The sequence below is a fragment of the Tuberibacillus sp. Marseille-P3662 genome (assembly GCF_900178005.1).
In the GTDB taxonomy this organism is placed as follows: domain Bacteria; phylum Bacillota; class Bacilli; order Bacillales; family Sporolactobacillaceae; genus Marseille-P3662.
On the sequence record NZ_FXBS01000006.1, the window covers coordinates 1526955 to 1541140 of the forward strand.

13 protein-coding genes and 2 other annotated features are annotated in these 14186 nt (G+C 43.8%); of the genes, 4 read left to right on the plus strand and 9 right to left on the minus strand.

The annotated features are described in order from the left end of the window. Positions 1-7 precede the first annotated feature (7 nt). From B9Y89_RS16295 to argC, 4 genes are read right to left on the minus strand one after another with little or no spacing between them, the layout of a single operon-like run. On the minus strand, positions 8-1195 hold the full coding sequence (locus tag B9Y89_RS16295) for an acetylornithine transaminase (RefSeq protein ID WP_085524242.1): 1188 nt from the start codon (positions 1193-1195) through the stop codon (positions 8-10). Beyond that, the gene (gene argB, locus B9Y89_RS16300) at positions 1185-1991 is read right to left on the minus strand and encodes an acetylglutamate kinase (protein ID WP_085524243.1); all 807 of its coding nucleotides are present in this window, start codon (positions 1989-1991) and stop codon (positions 1185-1187) included. The genes B9Y89_RS16295 and argB overlap by 11 nt, the downstream gene beginning before the upstream one ends. 18 nt (positions 1992-2009) lie before the next feature. Further along, positions 2010-3254, minus strand: coding sequence for a bifunctional ornithine acetyltransferase/N-acetylglutamate synthase (gene argJ / locus B9Y89_RS16305; RefSeq protein WP_085524244.1), 1245 nt, complete (start codon positions 3252-3254; stop codon positions 2010-2012). Between the two features lie 22 nt (positions 3255-3276). Beyond that, the gene (gene argC, locus B9Y89_RS16310; RefSeq protein ID WP_085524245.1) at positions 3277-4314 is read right to left on the minus strand and encodes an N-acetyl-gamma-glutamyl-phosphate reductase; all 1038 of its coding nucleotides are present in this window, start codon (positions 4312-4314) and stop codon (positions 3277-3279) included. A gap of 75 nt (positions 4315-4389) precedes the next feature. Continuing rightward, positions 4390-4622, minus strand: a binding site (T-box leader). 149 nt (positions 4623-4771) lie between these two features. Next, positions 4772-5006: a binding site (T-box leader), on the minus strand. Between the two features lie 227 nt (positions 5007-5233). On the opposite strand from argC, the gene B9Y89_RS16315 reads away from it, so the two are divergent. After that, a complete protein-coding gene (locus B9Y89_RS16315) occupies positions 5234-5524 on the plus strand; it encodes a hypothetical protein (protein WP_085524246.1) in 291 nt (96 codons plus the stop codon). After that, positions 5466-5774 (plus strand): hypothetical protein, encoded by a 309-nt coding sequence (locus B9Y89_RS16320; RefSeq protein WP_139822826.1) that lies wholly within the window; start codon positions 5466-5468, stop codon positions 5772-5774. Before B9Y89_RS16315 ends, B9Y89_RS16320 begins: the two co-directional genes overlap by 59 nt. 132 nt (positions 5775-5906) lie before the next feature. Here B9Y89_RS16320 and B9Y89_RS16325 read toward each other — a convergent pair whose 3' ends face one another. Together B9Y89_RS16325 and B9Y89_RS16330 are read right to left on the minus strand one after the other, a co-directional pair. Further along, the gene (locus B9Y89_RS16325; protein WP_085524248.1) at positions 5907-7073 is read right to left on the minus strand and encodes an acyl-CoA dehydrogenase family protein; all 1167 of its coding nucleotides are present in this window, start codon (positions 7071-7073) and stop codon (positions 5907-5909) included. An 82-nt stretch (positions 7074-7155) separates the two neighbouring features. Further along, positions 7156-8511, minus strand: coding sequence for a sigma-54 interaction domain-containing protein (locus tag B9Y89_RS16330; RefSeq protein WP_085524249.1), 1356 nt, complete (start codon positions 8509-8511; stop codon positions 7156-7158). Between the two features lie 209 nt (positions 8512-8720). On the opposite strand from B9Y89_RS16330, the gene ahlS reads away from it, so the two are divergent. Further along, positions 8721-9569: an AhlS family quorum-quenching N-acyl homoserine lactonase gene (gene ahlS, locus B9Y89_RS16335; RefSeq protein ID WP_085524250.1), complete on the plus strand. Its 849-nt coding sequence runs from the start codon at positions 8721-8723 to the stop codon at positions 9567-9569. 20 nt (positions 9570-9589) lie between these two features. Then, entirely contained in the window at positions 9590-10714 is a 1125-nt protein-coding gene (locus tag B9Y89_RS16340; RefSeq protein WP_085524251.1) for a zinc-dependent alcohol dehydrogenase family protein, read from the plus strand. A gap of 67 nt (positions 10715-10781) precedes the next feature. Here the strand turns inward: B9Y89_RS16340 and B9Y89_RS16345 are convergent, their stop codons facing one another. The 3 genes from B9Y89_RS16345 to B9Y89_RS16355 form a co-directional block, all read right to left on the minus strand. Then, the gene (locus B9Y89_RS16345) at positions 10782-11027 is read right to left on the minus strand and encodes a hypothetical protein (protein WP_085524252.1); all 246 of its coding nucleotides are present in this window, start codon (positions 11025-11027) and stop codon (positions 10782-10784) included. A gap of 348 nt (positions 11028-11375) precedes the next feature. Beyond that, the gene (locus B9Y89_RS16350; RefSeq protein WP_085524253.1) at positions 11376-12836 is read right to left on the minus strand and encodes a CoA-acylating methylmalonate-semialdehyde dehydrogenase; all 1461 of its coding nucleotides are present in this window, start codon (positions 12834-12836) and stop codon (positions 11376-11378) included. Between the two features lie 18 nt (positions 12837-12854). Beyond that, entirely contained in the window at positions 12855-14180 is a 1326-nt protein-coding gene (locus B9Y89_RS16355; protein WP_085524254.1) for a GntP family permease, read from the minus strand. Positions 14181-14186: the final 6 nt, after the last annotated feature.

Consider the following 14186-nt stretch of genomic DNA (forward strand, 5'->3'; position numbering starts at 1 on the left):
TCCTGTTCTAAAGATTAGCAAACACTTGGTTAAGTGCCTCTACAAACGTGTCCATTTCCGCTTGGTTGGTTGTCAAAGGAGGTAAGATCCGTACAACATTCGCTCCAGCCGGTAAAATTAAGACGTTTTGCTCACGTGCTTGATGAATGATTTCGGCGGCAGGTCGATGAGTGACCAATCCTAAAAGCAGCCCTTTTCCCCGTACGGATACGATTTGTTCAGGGTACGCCGCTTGCAATGCTTTAAGTTGCTTTTGCAAATACTCACCATTTTGCTGACTGAGACTAACCACATCTTGGCTCTTGATTGCCTCTATGGTTGCTAATCCTGCCGTAGCGGCCATCGGGTTACCGCCAAATGTACTACCATGGCTGCCAGGATCGAACGCTTGCGCGGCTTCCGCTTTGGCTAGCAGAGCACCAATGGGAAAACCTGATCCTAATCCCTTAGCCAAAGTAATGACATCGGGCTCAATCCCGTACTGTTCGTAAGCGAACAAGGTTCCTGTTCGACCCATGCCTGTTTGAATTTCATCAACCATGAGTAATAATCCATGCTGTTGACACAATTCAGCAAGCTCGGAGACCCAGGCCTCATCAGCAGGAATCACACCGCCCTCACCTTGAACCAATTCAAGCATGACAGCACATGTGTTAGGTTGGATGAGTTGGTCTAACGCACCGACATCGTTATAGGATAGATACCGAAATCCTTCAATAAGCGGCGCAAACCCCTCTTGAATCTTTGTCTGCCCGGTTGCTGCTAATGTTCCCAACGTCCTGCCATGAAACGATTGTGTAAAAGTGACAATTTCGTAAGTCTCTTTTTGCTTAACTTTTTGCGCATATCGTCTCGCTAATTTGATTGCGGCTTCATTAGCCTCTGCTCCGCTATTACAGAAAAACACCTGGTCCGTACAACTAGATTCCGTCAATTGTGAAGCCAATTGCTCCTGTTGTGGAATATAGTAGAGATTCGAACAATGCCATAACTGATTCAGTTGCTCCTCCATTTTCTCTTTCACAGGTTCAGGGCGGTGACCAAGATTGCACGTCGCAATCCCTGCGGTGTAATCTAAATAGGCCTGCCCTGTTTCATCCCAGACATAGCTGTCTTTGCCCGCCTTGATTTGGATAGGAAATCGATTATATGTCTGCATTAGCGGTTGTTCCGCTGTGTCTATGTTACTTGGCATGGGTACCCTCCTCATCCAAAGTGATGGTTGTTCCGATGGTTTCTCCGTTTATAAATGCGGGTAAGCTATGGGATTCGAGCCCATTAATAATTCCAACTTCGGGAACATGGTGACTGAGGCCATCCATCGCCGCTCTCACCTTTGGAATCATCCCGCCGCTGATCTCGCCTGATGCAATTAAGTCCTCAATTTGTTCTTGAGAAACGGTTGACAAAATCGATGGTTGGTTAGCTTCTGTTGTGTAGATACCGGGAATATCACTGACAAAACATAGCCTTGCTTCAAGGGCTTGAGCAATCGCCGCAGCTGCCATATCAGCGTTGATATTATATCGCTGTCCATAAACATCTGCTGATAAGGGTGAAATCACGGGTATCTGGTTTTGGGTTGCGAGTTGTTGAATCATAGCTGTTTCAACGCCGGTCACTTTACCAACAAACCCTAACGGACTATCTTGTTCGATGGGCTCAGCTTTTAATAACTGCCCATCGGTACCACTGATACCAACAGCTTTTCCGCCTACGGCTGTAAAGCTGCGAACCACTTGTTTATTGACTAACCCGTTTAGTACCATTTCTACAACATCCAGCACATCATCGGTAGTGACCCGTAAGCCGTTATGGAAGGTGGTTTCAATATTTAATTGGCTTAATAAGTTTGAAATCGTCGGTCCACCACCATGAACGATAATCGGTGCATATCCGCCATAGATCTGTAAGTCCATAATATCTTGATAGAAAGACGGCGGTAATTGCTCAAAAATACTGCCTCCGCATTTGATGACTAGAAAGTTCATGACATCTCCCTCTTCGGTTTACGTCCGGTATGACGCATTAATTTTGACGTAATCATAGGTTAAGTCACAGCCCCAGGCGACCGCCGATCCCTTACCATCCGCTAAGTTAACGGAAATTTGAATGTTTTCTTGTTGTAGATAAGCTGTCGCTTCCTGTTCATCAAAAGGAACAGGAAGACCCTTTTCAATGACGGTGATGGGTCCCAGTGCCACATGAACTTGGTTTGGATTCAACGGGTAGCCGCCGTACCCTATAGCAGTGACAATTCGGCCCCAATTCGGGTCTGTACCATATATCGCTGTTTTGACAAGACTTGATCCGACAACCGCCTTGCTAAATGCTTGCGCCGCTTCTTGATGAGCTGCACCATCGACTTTGACTTCGATGAGTTTGGTCGCTCCTTCACCGTCTCTCGCAATCATCTGTGCCAAAGTTTGGCAGACGTAAGTTAAGGCTTCGACAAATCGTTTCCAATCTTGATGGGTTACAGACAGAGTTTCATTACCGGCTAATCCGTTAGCCATCACTAAAACCATGTCATTGGTACTCGTATCGCCATCAACGGTAATCATATTGAATGTGTCATTCGTGATGGTTTTAAGAGCCTCCGATAGTTCCTTGTGCTCAATTTTGGCGTCCGTCGTTACGAAGCCCAGCATGGTCGCCATATTCGGGTGGATCATGCCTGAACCTTTTGCAGCGCCACCGATTGTGACTTGTTGTCCATCAATGATTGTTTGCACAGCGACGTGCTTTTGCCGCGTATCCGTTGTAAAAATCGCTCTCTCAAAGTTATCAGATACGTCATCATCCAATTTGATTTGCTCAATACCTGCGCTAATTTGATCCATCGGGAGTTGCTCGCCAATCAAGCCTGTGGATACCACAGCGGCGTAATGAGACGGAATACCGATGTGATCCGCAAATGCTTGCCTCATATCATAAGCGTTCGTCAACCCTTCATCTCCTGTACAGGCATTGGCGACGCCAGAATTAACGATCACCGATTGAATTTTTTGCTCCGTCGCCAGACTTTCTTGGGTGACGCGTAAAGGCGCGGCTTGAAATTGATTCATCGTATACACAGCAGCTGCATGAGCGGGAACCTCCGAATGAATCCAGCCGAGATCCGGTCGTTTACGTTTGATACCGCAGTGAAAGCCGTTCGCCTTGAATCCTTGTGGTGACGTCACACTTCCTTCAGATAACACCTGCCAACTCGCTTGACTGTGCTCAACCACATAAGTCCCTTCGTTTGTCATCTCCTATTCCTCCCACTGTTATTTACGGATAGACAGGGGTCTGCTTAAGACCTGTTCGGACATCCCATCCGTTTAAAAGATTCATATTTTGAACCGCTTGACCCGAGGCACCCTTAACGAGATTATCAATGACAGAAACGATGGTGAGACGGTTGGTCCGTTCATCAGCCATAATACTAATATCACAATCGTTTGAACCGTAGACATCCTTCGTTCCCGGCCATAATCCGGTTTCTCTAATTCGTACAAAAGGGTCTGATTCATAGAATAATTGATAATTGTTAACAATGTCTGACGTTGACAGATGTTGCTTCAAATCAGCATATATCGTACACATAATCCCTCGTGTCATCGGGACAAGATGCGTGGAAAATGTGACTTTGGCAGATTGCCCCAGTTCCTGGGTCATCAATTGTTCAATTTCAGGCGTGTGTTTATGCGCCCCTAGTTTATAAGCCTTAAAATTTTCGTTAACTTCACTAAAATGTGATGTTATTGACGGATTGCGTCCAGCCCCAGAAATACCGGTTTTACCATCAATGATGACTGTTTTCGGATCAATAAATCCGCTTTTGACAGCTGGGAGGAGCCCCAGTAAGGCTGCCGTCGGATAGCATCCCGGATTGGCGATGAGCTGTGCTGTCTTGATTAGATCCTGATTGATTTCAGCTAATCCATAGACAGCTCGATTCAGATAAGCTTGCTGAGCTGCAGGACGGTGATACCACTCCGTATATTCCTCAGGATCTTTCAAACGAAAGTCACCTGATAAATCAATGCAAATCACACCTTGCTCGAGCAGCGGTGGAACAAGTTTTTGACTGACACCCGGCGGCGTAGCAAAAAACATAAGATCGACACGTCCGGGGATAGACTCAACATCAACATCTTCTAAAGTTTGTTCGCAAATATCTGTTAAATGCGGGTACAATTCTGTGATGGTCATGCCACTCGTTGAATGCGAAATAAGCATTTCAATTTGTACAAAAGGATGTTGTTCCAATAAACGAATCAGCTCAACACCGCCATAACCATTTGCCCCAATGATCCCTGCTTTCATTTTCCCGACCTCCTTTTTGTAATTTTAGGAATTAATATATTATTAAAAGGGATAAAAAAAACACTCGCCTCCTTGAAAAGAGACGAGCGTCGATTGTCCGCCCGCGGTACCACTCTGATTGTTCCGAATCGGAACCCGCTTTGAGGCTGTTAACGGAAGCCATCCGATCAGCTCTAATAGGGTATGATACTCACCCGTTCAAACCGACATCTCTAAAGTCCGGTTCATCACATGCCGTACCAGGCTCCCACCTTCCCTGATTCGCTGACAACAGTCAATGTGACTACTCTCTTTATCATAGATATTTTGACTCACTTATTTTTAATTTCTTTAAATACAAAGTTAATACGCTAAAACACTAAAGTATACAGTTAGCTTGAACCATCTGTCTTTTCACTTTTATGGACACCGACTGAATCAATGAGAATTATGGTATTAAAAAACGCCCGCCTCCTAGAAAAGAGACGAGCGCTTGGAAACATGACTCGCGGTACCACTCTCATTGTTCCGATATACGGAACCAGCTTTGGGGCTGTTAACGGTAACCATCCGGCCGACCCTAGTCAAGTGTATACTCTTTCAAGTCGACATCTTAGAAGTCCGGTTCATCGCCTTATTTGACCGGGCTCCCACCTTCCCCGGCTCGCTATTTGCAAATGAAAGACGATTACTCTCTTCATCAACGATTTTGCTAACGTTATCTTTGTTAAGTTATTATACACGACTCATAAATGAAGTCAACAGCATTTATAAAAAAATTATATTTTTTGATCAAATTCTTAATTGAACCTACTATACCTATTACCGGTGCCCGGTGAAATCATGGCAAACTACCATTTTTGTCTTTCCTACTACAAATGCTGATACAAGCTTCGTTCATAAACATAGTATGTCGTATAACTTATAAAGGAGTTGTTAAATGATGTCTTACCATCACAATTGTAATGGAATGGAAAACGAAAATGAGGTTCAAGGCACTGAAACAGAATCTCAATCCCGTCGCCGTAGAAATAATGCAGTCGTGAAAAACAGCGGTAACTCATATGTCTATGTAGAAGCTGAAGCTTCAGCTAAGGCTTTTGCTAATGCATTCGCGAAAGCTGTTGAGCGGAATAGTACTGACAACCAAAATGATGTTGGCGGTACTGAAGATGAAGAAAATGATAACCACAAATGCGGTTGCCACCGCCGCTGGAAACGAAATAACTAAAACAGGGAAAGGTGAAGGATTCATGGAACAACAAGCCAAAGTTAATGAGAGTGGCAACAGCCATGTCTATGTCGAAGTTGATACCCGCCCGATGGCTTATGCCATGTTATCTACGATGCACGCGACCGGCCGATTCTCTGATGATGAAATGAACGAAATGGTCAGTAACATGAGACTATTAAATTCCGAGAACAGCGTGAAGTTTTATTCTAGTGAAAATGACCCTAAGAGAGCAAGACTCTTTGTCTAACGCTTCTTATAGCGCCTCACTTTGTGTGAGGCGCTATTCTTATTTTGGATAGAACGCTTAAAGTCGCGGATAGACTTGAAAAAACCATCCCTTAACAGGAATGGTTTTTTCATCGTCTATCCTCTATTAACATTAATCGTCTTTTAACGCCTGACCTGCTAACATTTGAATCACCGCATCGTCCATTGGCGGATTATGCAGACCTGCTCGAACGTCACGATAGTACCGTTCAAATGTGGACTTCTTCGATAATCCTCGACCACCAGCAATTCGTAAAGCAAGATCAACGACATGATTAGCCGCATTGGTCGCAACTGTTTTAACGGCTGCCAATTCGGTTCCCATATTCACACGCTGATCCGGGTCTTGATCCCAGCGTTCAGCAACAGCATACATAAAATGTCTAGCTTTCATCAATTCAAGATCCATTTCACCGATTTTTTGCTTGATATGTGGTACTTCGGAAATCGTCGTATCAAGACTGTTGGGTTGATAGGATTTCGCAAACTGAATGGCATCATTGCGCGCAGCAATGGCGATGCCTAAATAACAAGCTGGAATGTGTAATAACCAACCTTTCGGGGAAGATTTTTTGGAAGATTGTACGACTTCGACGAGTCTATCTTTCGGAACCGTGACATTCTCGAGAATCAAATCATCGCTTCCTGTGCCCCGCATGCCAAGAACGTCCCAAGTATGTTCGACTGAAACGCCTGCCCGATCACGGTCAATTAAAAACGATCCAACCGTTTCTAATTCTTCAACATAGGCTGTTACAATATAATAGTCGAGAACATTAGCCATGGTTGTAAACGTCTTATGACCATTAATGATGTATTGATCACCTTGACGAACAGCACGTGTTTCTGGAATACCCCCGCGCGTCGGACTACCCGTCGCAGGTTCCGTTGCCGCCCGGTTCAGAACTTTCTTCTGTGTACCTACTTCATTTGCAATCCAAGTAAATGTTGCTTCATCCCACAGAGTTTGCTCGCTTAACTCCATCATGGTCCCCAAATGCCATCCCATGGACAGTGCCGTCGAACCATCACCAACGGCCAACCTTTCCTGAAGGAGCACAAATTCATAGAGGGACAGTTCTTCTCCGCCGTAGGCTTTCGGTAAAGTCAATGAGACATAATCATGCACCTTTAATTCATGGAGATTGTCTAACGAAAACGTCGCCGAGCGATCCGTTTCTCCCGCCCGATCTTTGATCAATGATGCCAGTCTCTCTGCTTTTGAAAACAAACGCTCTTGCCGGTCATTTTTAACAAAAGGTGTGTAAATTTCCTTCACTTTTCACCACTCCATTCGATATCCTGTATAAATCATACTAAACTTATGGAAATGGCTGCAATTATTCAATTTATACAAAAAATCATTCTTCACGCCACTTTTTCATTTTCTTAACTAGCGTTGAATGATTCATGCCTAACTCTTTAGCTGCCTTCCGGATAGAATCATTTTTTTGTATTGCATTCTTAACGATCCGTTTTTCAAACTGTTCCAATTGCTCCCTCAAGGATAATGGTCGATCAACATCCATGTTCGTATTCTGGTAAATATGTGGAGGGAGATGGTGTGGCTCAATTGTTCTCGACGGTATGGAGACAACCATACTTTCCATCAAGTTTCTCAATTCTCTGACATTACCTGGCCAATTATAAACATTTAGTAATTTATGTGTATCATTTGATAGACACTTATTAATTGAATATTGCCGGCAATAATAGTTAAAATAATGGTCGACTAATTCCTGGATATCTTCAGGCCGTTGGACTAAAGGGGGAACTTGAATGTCGACAACAAGCAATCGGTAAAAAAGGTCTTCGCGAAATCGCCCTTCCGTGACAAGTTTTCTTAAATCTTGATTCGTCACCGATATGATTCGGATATTTAAATTTCTTGGATGACTCCCACCAATTCTTTGAATTTGCTTTTCTTGGAGGGTACGCAAAAGCTTGACCTGTAATTGTTGCGGCATCTCGCCAATCTCATCTAACATGATCGTACCTTCATTAGCCAACTCAAGTAGTCCGATTTTTCCGTTCTTATGAGCTCCTGTAAATGCACCTTTCTCATATCCAAATAGCTCCGATTCCATGAGTGACTCAGGAATCGCTCCGCAGTTCACCTTGATAAAAGGTTTATCATGCCGATCACTCAATTTATGAATCATGTTTGCAATAACCTCTTTCCCAGTACCCGAAGGACCAGATAAAAGTACACCTGTGGGATGAGGCGCAATCAGTTTAATTTTGTCATAGATCTGCTTCATTTTTTGACTTTGGAAAACCATCGTCTGACGCGGATCATTCAGCTTAAAAGTATATCGATTATTGTTGATTTTGGAAAAGCTTTTTGCCTTCTCTAGTTCTCCTCTTATGTCGTTCAAGTATGTAATATCGCGAACGCTTGTAACAACCATATCAATCTGTCCTGATTCGCCAAAAACTGGATTGCCAGTCACAATCACATCTTTTTTCCCGTTGATTTTCTGCATAATTGAGATTTGCTTTTTCTTTTCAAGGACAAGTAAAGATACCGATTGGTCAATATAGCCCTGATTCATTAAATCAGTCATATGATGGCCAACCAATTCATCTCTTCGAAAACCAGTCATCTCTTCATAAGCTGAATTAACCAAAATGGTCACACCATCTTGATCGACAACATAGATGCCATCTGTAGAAAATTCTATGATTGACGCCATTTTTTTATTGAGAGATGTCATTTTTAACCCTCCACCTCTGGTGATTTTCAGAACATGATGGTGACTTTTTTCACCATTAAAATTTCTATACTTCCAGGAAAATTCCTATCCGTATGGTGATTTTTTTCACCAACAAAATATCTTTTTAGGCTTGTCATGCCCTTCTATATTTTGGCACTACAATTGCATATACAATAATGAATCTTGTTTAAAAAGGAGGAGTTAAAACAATGGTAAATATCAACAAGTCGAGACCTAAGCTTTATGTGATGGACAATGGCCGAATGAGCATGGACAAAAATTTAATGATCGCCACATCCAATCAGGCGACCGTGGATGATCCCCACGCCCCCAATGAAATGGTTGAATTCCCTATTTACACTGTGCTTATTGATCATCCGGAAGGAAAGATTTTATTTGATACGGCCTGTAATCCAAATTCGATGGGACCCGAGGGACGTTGGAATGAAGCTACTCAGAAAGGGTTCCCATGGAAAGCTAGTGAAGAATGTTACTTGCATAACCGATTAGAACAGTTAGGCGTTCGCCCCGAGGACATCAAGTATGTTGTTGCATCCCATCTCCATTTAGATCATGCGGGTTGCTTGGAGTTATTTACCAACGCAACGGTTATTGTTCACGATGATGAATTAAACGGCGCCCTACGAACCTTTGCTCGAAATCAAAGTGAAGGCGCCTACATTTGGGCCGACATCAATGCATGGATCAAGAATAATCTACAATGGCAAACCGTTAAACCAGACGAGGATCATTTGGAACTTGTGGAAGGGGTTAAAATTCTTAATTTTGGAAGCGGCCATGCTTGGGGCATGATTGGCCTTCAAGTTGAATTACCTGATACAGGCTCTATTATACTCGCCTCTGATGCTATCTATACTGCTGAAAGCTATGGGCCGCCAATAAAACCACCTGGCATTATATATGACTCCGTGGGTTGGGCGAAAGCTGTAAACAAAATAAAACGTTTGGCAAGAGAAACGAACGCTGTCGTTTGGTATGGTCACGATGCAGACCAATTTAAAACCTTCCGTAAATCAACCGAAGGCTATTATGAGTAATGATCGAAAGGAGTATTCAAATGCAAACACGAGCAGCTGTTCTACATGAGATGGGACGCCCCACTCCCTATGCTGAAAGCCAGCCTTTAAAAGTTGAAACCCTAGAATTAGATGGTCCTGAGAGAGACGAAGTCCTTGTTCAAGTTAAGGCTGTTGGCTTGTGCCATTCGGATTTATCTGTCATTAACGGCAGTCGTCCAAGACCAACGCCTATGGCACTCGGCCATGAAGCAGCTGGTGTCATTACCGAGGTCGGTGAAGGTGTTACCGGTTTAAAGCCTGGAGATCATGTCGTCTGTTCATTTGTTCCGAGTTGCGGACATTGCCTGCCTTGTCAGGAAGGACGGCCAGCTTTGTGCGAAACCGGAGCAGCCGTCAATAATGAAGGTGTATTACTCTCAGGAGAACGTCGACTTCATTCTGATCATGGGCCTGTCAACCATCATCTGGGCGTTTCCGGTTTTGCCGAATATGCCGTGGTATCTCGAAACTCAGTGATCAAAGTTGATCCAGAAGTGCCATTGAACAAAGTTGCTATCTTTGGTTGTGCGGTTATTACAGGTGTCGGGGCCGTTATCAATACAGCTCGTGTAAAACCTGGAAGCAGTGTCGCTGTCGTAGGACTGGGTGGCATTGGACTTAATGCGTTGCTTGGTGCTGTTTTAGCAGGGGCTCGTCAAATTATCGCAGTCGATATTAACCCAGATAAACTTGAATTTGCTAAAAAAATAGGTGCAACATCGACCTTTGATTCTCGAGATCCAAATGCTGTGGAAAACATCCGTTCAGCAACAGGCGGAGGAGTTAACTATGCTTTTGAAACAGCTGGCGTTGTGCCTGCCATGGAAACAGCTTACGGGATAACAAAAAGGGGTGGCACCACAGTTACGACAGGATTACCCGACCCGAGTCACCAATTTTCGTTCCCTCAAGTGACGCTCACAGCCGAAGAACGCACGGTTAAAGGATCTTATCTCGGGAGTTGTGTCCCTTCCCGTGATATCCCCCGTTTTATTGAATTATATAAAAATGGACGACTTCCGGTTGATCAACTTCTAACAGACAGTCTGCCACTTGACCAAATCAATGAAGGTTTTGATCGACTTGCCAATGGTGAAGTCTCCCGTCTCGTTATAGAGATGTAGGTTGTTTCAACCGATTAGTTCTGAAAGGCATCCCTCAGTGGGGTGCTTTTTTATGTCGTACAAAGCATTAAATAAAAATAATCAAAGCAATAATAGCCCCCAAAAAAGTAACCCCATAAATCATTGATAACACCTTGACATTCTTTAATGAACGCGTTTCATAATCCCAAGATCTTTGTTGTTCATCCTGGTGTGTATCCCCTTCTTCATCATATTTTTCTATCGTTTGATTCACTTCTTTACCAACAAAGATGGTCCCGACTAAACCAACTACACACACTAGAATAGCGAGAACAATTAAAAATATATACATAATACACCCTTTCAAGTCAGGAAACCATTGGTCCCTTTTTGATTTCTTACCTATAACATTATCAAAAATGAAGCCCCCTTTCACCTATTTTTAGCCTTGATCTTTTAAAGGAATGAAACTTTAATTGAGGAATAAAGGGCTGGGACAAATATAAAACAGGATACTCAAATGCCACACAATAAGATATGAAAGCAAGTTCTAAACGTAGTCTAGTCAAATACGTAGACGCCCGCGAGCGATGACAGGAATACTATTCTAAACAAATCATCCGAACTGATTAATAAACAAGTTCGGATGATTCTGTGACTCATATACTTTTGTCCCAGTCCCCCCTTTTCCGATCTTAAATCATGACCAGCGCGCGGTCACCATTTTCTTTCTTGTATAGAAGTTCACACCGTCTTTGCCATTAGCATGCAAGTCACCGTAGAATGAATTTTTCCACCCAGAGAATGGGAAAAAGGCCATCGGTGCTGGGACGTTAATATTAATCCCAAGCATACCCGCATCAATCGTTTCTCTAAAGTCACGAACAGCCTTACCACTTCCTGTGTATAGGCAAGCACCATTCGCAAACTCTGATTTGTTTGTCAGTTGAATACCTTCCTCAAGGTCTTTCACGCGAACAATGCTTAAAACAGGCCCGAAGATTTCATCCTTCCAAATCGTCATGTCTTCATTAACATGGTCAAAAATGGTCGCACCCAAGAAGTAGCCCTTGTCTGTTTGTTGCGCATCAATCCGGCCATCTCTAATCAGTTGTGCTTGCTCATTTTCACCTTTATCAATATAGTCCAACACACGTTTTTTATGGCTGTCGCGAATCAATGGACCGAGGAAGACATCTTCAGATAATCCGTTACCCATTTTAATATGATCCGCAGCATCAACCAACCGCTCGACAAATTCATCCGCGATTGCATCTTCAACAACAACCACTGAACATGCCATGCAGCGTTCTCCTGCACTGCCGAATGCTGCACTCGTCACACCCTGAACAGCCTGATCAAGATCAGCATCACTAAGAACAATTGAGTGGTTCTTCGCACCTGCAAGTGCTTGCACGCGTTTGCCATTAGCTGAGGCTGTTTTATAGACATATTCGGCAACAGGTTGCGAACCAACGAAGGAAATCCCCTTGATATCTTCATGTTCAAGCAAACCGTTCACAACATCATGAGCACCATGAACAATATTTAAAACCCCATCTGGAAGTCCGGCTTCTGTAAATAGTTCAACGAGCCGTTGAGCAAGAAGAGGGGTCCGCTCAGAAGGTTTTAATATAAACGTGTTGCCGCAAGCAACAGCCATTGGGTACATCCAACACGGCACCATCATTGGGAAATTAAATGGAGTGATCCCGCCTACAACACCAATCGGATAACGGTACATACCGGATTCAATATTGGAAGCAACATCCGGAAGCACCTCTCCCATCATGAGGCTCGGAGCTCCCGCAGCGAATTCGACATTTTCAATGCCTCGTTGCACTTCACCCTTAGCTTCTGAAAAAGCCTTTCCGTTTTCTTTTGTGATTAATTCCGCCAGTTCATCAAAGTTTTCAAGCAACAGCTGTTGATACTTAAACAAAACTCGTGCCCGCTTGGCTACTGGTGTTTGGCTCCATGTTTTAAAGGCCTTTTGTGCGACTTCAACCGCTTGATAAACATCTTCTTTAGAGGAAATCGGTACTTCGGCAAGTGTTTCCCCTGTTGCAGGATTAGGGACAACCTCTGTCTGATTAGACTGAGCTTCGACCCACTCACCGTTAATATAGTTTTTTAATACAGTTACTGTTTTTGTCGTCATAATGATGCACTCCTTTAATTAAAATATCGAATATAATAATACGGCTAATAGCAAAGCCGCCATCGGCAATAGCACGCTAAGGAAAAGGATCGGTTTGTACGACCGTTTATGTGTTTCACCACTGATCGCGCGGATTGTCGTCACAACATAACCGTTATGAGGCAGCGAATCCAAACCACCTGATGCAAGAGATGAGATGCGGTGCATCGCACCGGGATCCAATCCTTTCGCCAAGTAAATCGGTGCTAAAATCGGTAACGCAATCCCCAGTCCCCCGGAAGCTGAGCCGGTCAGACCGCAAATAATCGTTACAGCAATTGCCAAACCTAGTAATGGTGGCCCAGGTATGTTCATGAGCGAGTCAACCACTGATTGGAAGGCTGACATATGCGAAGCCACACTGCCGAAACCAACGACAGCACACGTATTCGCGGCTGCAACAAGAGCATTTTGCGCCCCGGAAGCGAGGGAACCCCAATATTCTTGGACAAATTTGAAGTTAAGCCCCCAAGTCAAGAGAACACCAGCCGTTAGTGATACTAATGCAGCACTACTTGATGACAACCACTGGGCTAATAGATTTAATATGACGATAACGGCTATTAGCGGCAAAATAGCATTAAATGCATTGGGCAATGAATGCCCCTCTTGATCGCTCGGTTCTTCATCAACGGACTCAGCCGTTGCTGCCACTTCTGCTGACGGCGGTGAAAACCCTTCCCCATTGTCAACCGCTTTTTTGACCATTCTTCCTAGCCACATGCCGCCGACGATCATGATAACAAAGGCCATTAAGAACCCGATCCATCCTCCGGCCGTTGGTTCGGTATTAAAATGCTCCGTCGGTATCAGATTTTGTATTTCAGGAGAACCCGGCGCGGTCATCGTAAAAGAAATTGACCCAAAAACTAAGGCTGCCGGAATAAACCGGTGCGGTAGATTCGCGCGGCGAAATAGGGATACCGCAATCGGATACACTGAAAATCCAACAACAAAAAGGCTAACCCCGCCGTAGGTCATAATCGCACAGGCAGCTACCACAGCAAAAACAGCCTTTTGGGGCCCCATTTTTCGACTGACCCAATTTGCGATAGAATCAGCGGCTCCTGTATCCTGCATCACCTTTCCGAAGACAGCACCTAGTAGAAAGATTAAAAACCATGAAGCAAAATAATCCGTAAAACCCGTCATATAATAACCGGTCATGGCTTTTTCAAGATTCATACCACCTGCTATAGCAATAATCACTGAGCATATGATCGCAGCAATAATAATATTAATCCCGCGCATCGTTAAATAAATCAGTAAGGCTAAGGCAATAAATAACCCAATCAATCCCAACATTTCGTT

Excerpts from the sequence above, each read along its gene's own strand:
- ahlS (WP_085524250.1), top strand. The coding sequence starts at position 8,721 with ATGGTAAATATCAACAAGTCGAGACCTAAGCTTTATGTGATGGACAAT.
- argJ (WP_085524244.1), bottom strand. The coding sequence starts at position 3,254 with ATGACAAACGAAGGGACTTATGTGGTTGAGCACAGTCAAGCGAGTTGG.
- B9Y89_RS16315 (WP_085524246.1), top strand. The coding sequence starts at position 5,234 with ATGATGTCTTACCATCACAATTGTAATGGAATGGAAAACGAAAATGAG.
- B9Y89_RS16340 (WP_085524251.1), top strand. The coding sequence starts at position 9,590 with ATGCAAACACGAGCAGCTGTTCTACATGAGATGGGACGCCCCACTCCC.
- B9Y89_RS16355 (WP_085524254.1), bottom strand. The coding sequence starts at position 14,180 with ATGTTGGGATTGATTGGGTTATTTATTGCCTTAGCCTTACTGATTTAT.
- argB (WP_085524243.1), bottom strand. The coding sequence starts at position 1,991 with ATGAACTTTCTAGTCATCAAATGCGGAGGCAGTATTTTTGAGCAATTA.
- B9Y89_RS16295 (WP_085524242.1), bottom strand. The coding sequence starts at position 1,195 with ATGCCAAGTAACATAGACACAGCGGAACAACCGCTAATGCAGACATAT.
- B9Y89_RS16320 (WP_139822826.1), top strand. The coding sequence starts at position 5,466 with ATGAAGAAAATGATAACCACAAATGCGGTTGCCACCGCCGCTGGAAAC.
- argC (WP_085524245.1), bottom strand. The coding sequence starts at position 4,314 with ATGAAAGCAGGGATCATTGGGGCAAATGGTTATGGCGGTGTTGAGCTG.
- B9Y89_RS16330 (WP_085524249.1), bottom strand. The coding sequence starts at position 8,511 with ATGACATCTCTCAATAAAAAAATGGCGTCAATCATAGAATTTTCTACA.
- B9Y89_RS16345 (WP_085524252.1), bottom strand. The coding sequence starts at position 11,027 with ATGTATATATTTTTAATTGTTCTCGCTATTCTAGTGTGTGTAGTTGGT.
- B9Y89_RS16350 (WP_085524253.1), bottom strand. The coding sequence starts at position 12,836 with ATGACGACAAAAACAGTAACTGTATTAAAAAACTATATTAACGGTGAG.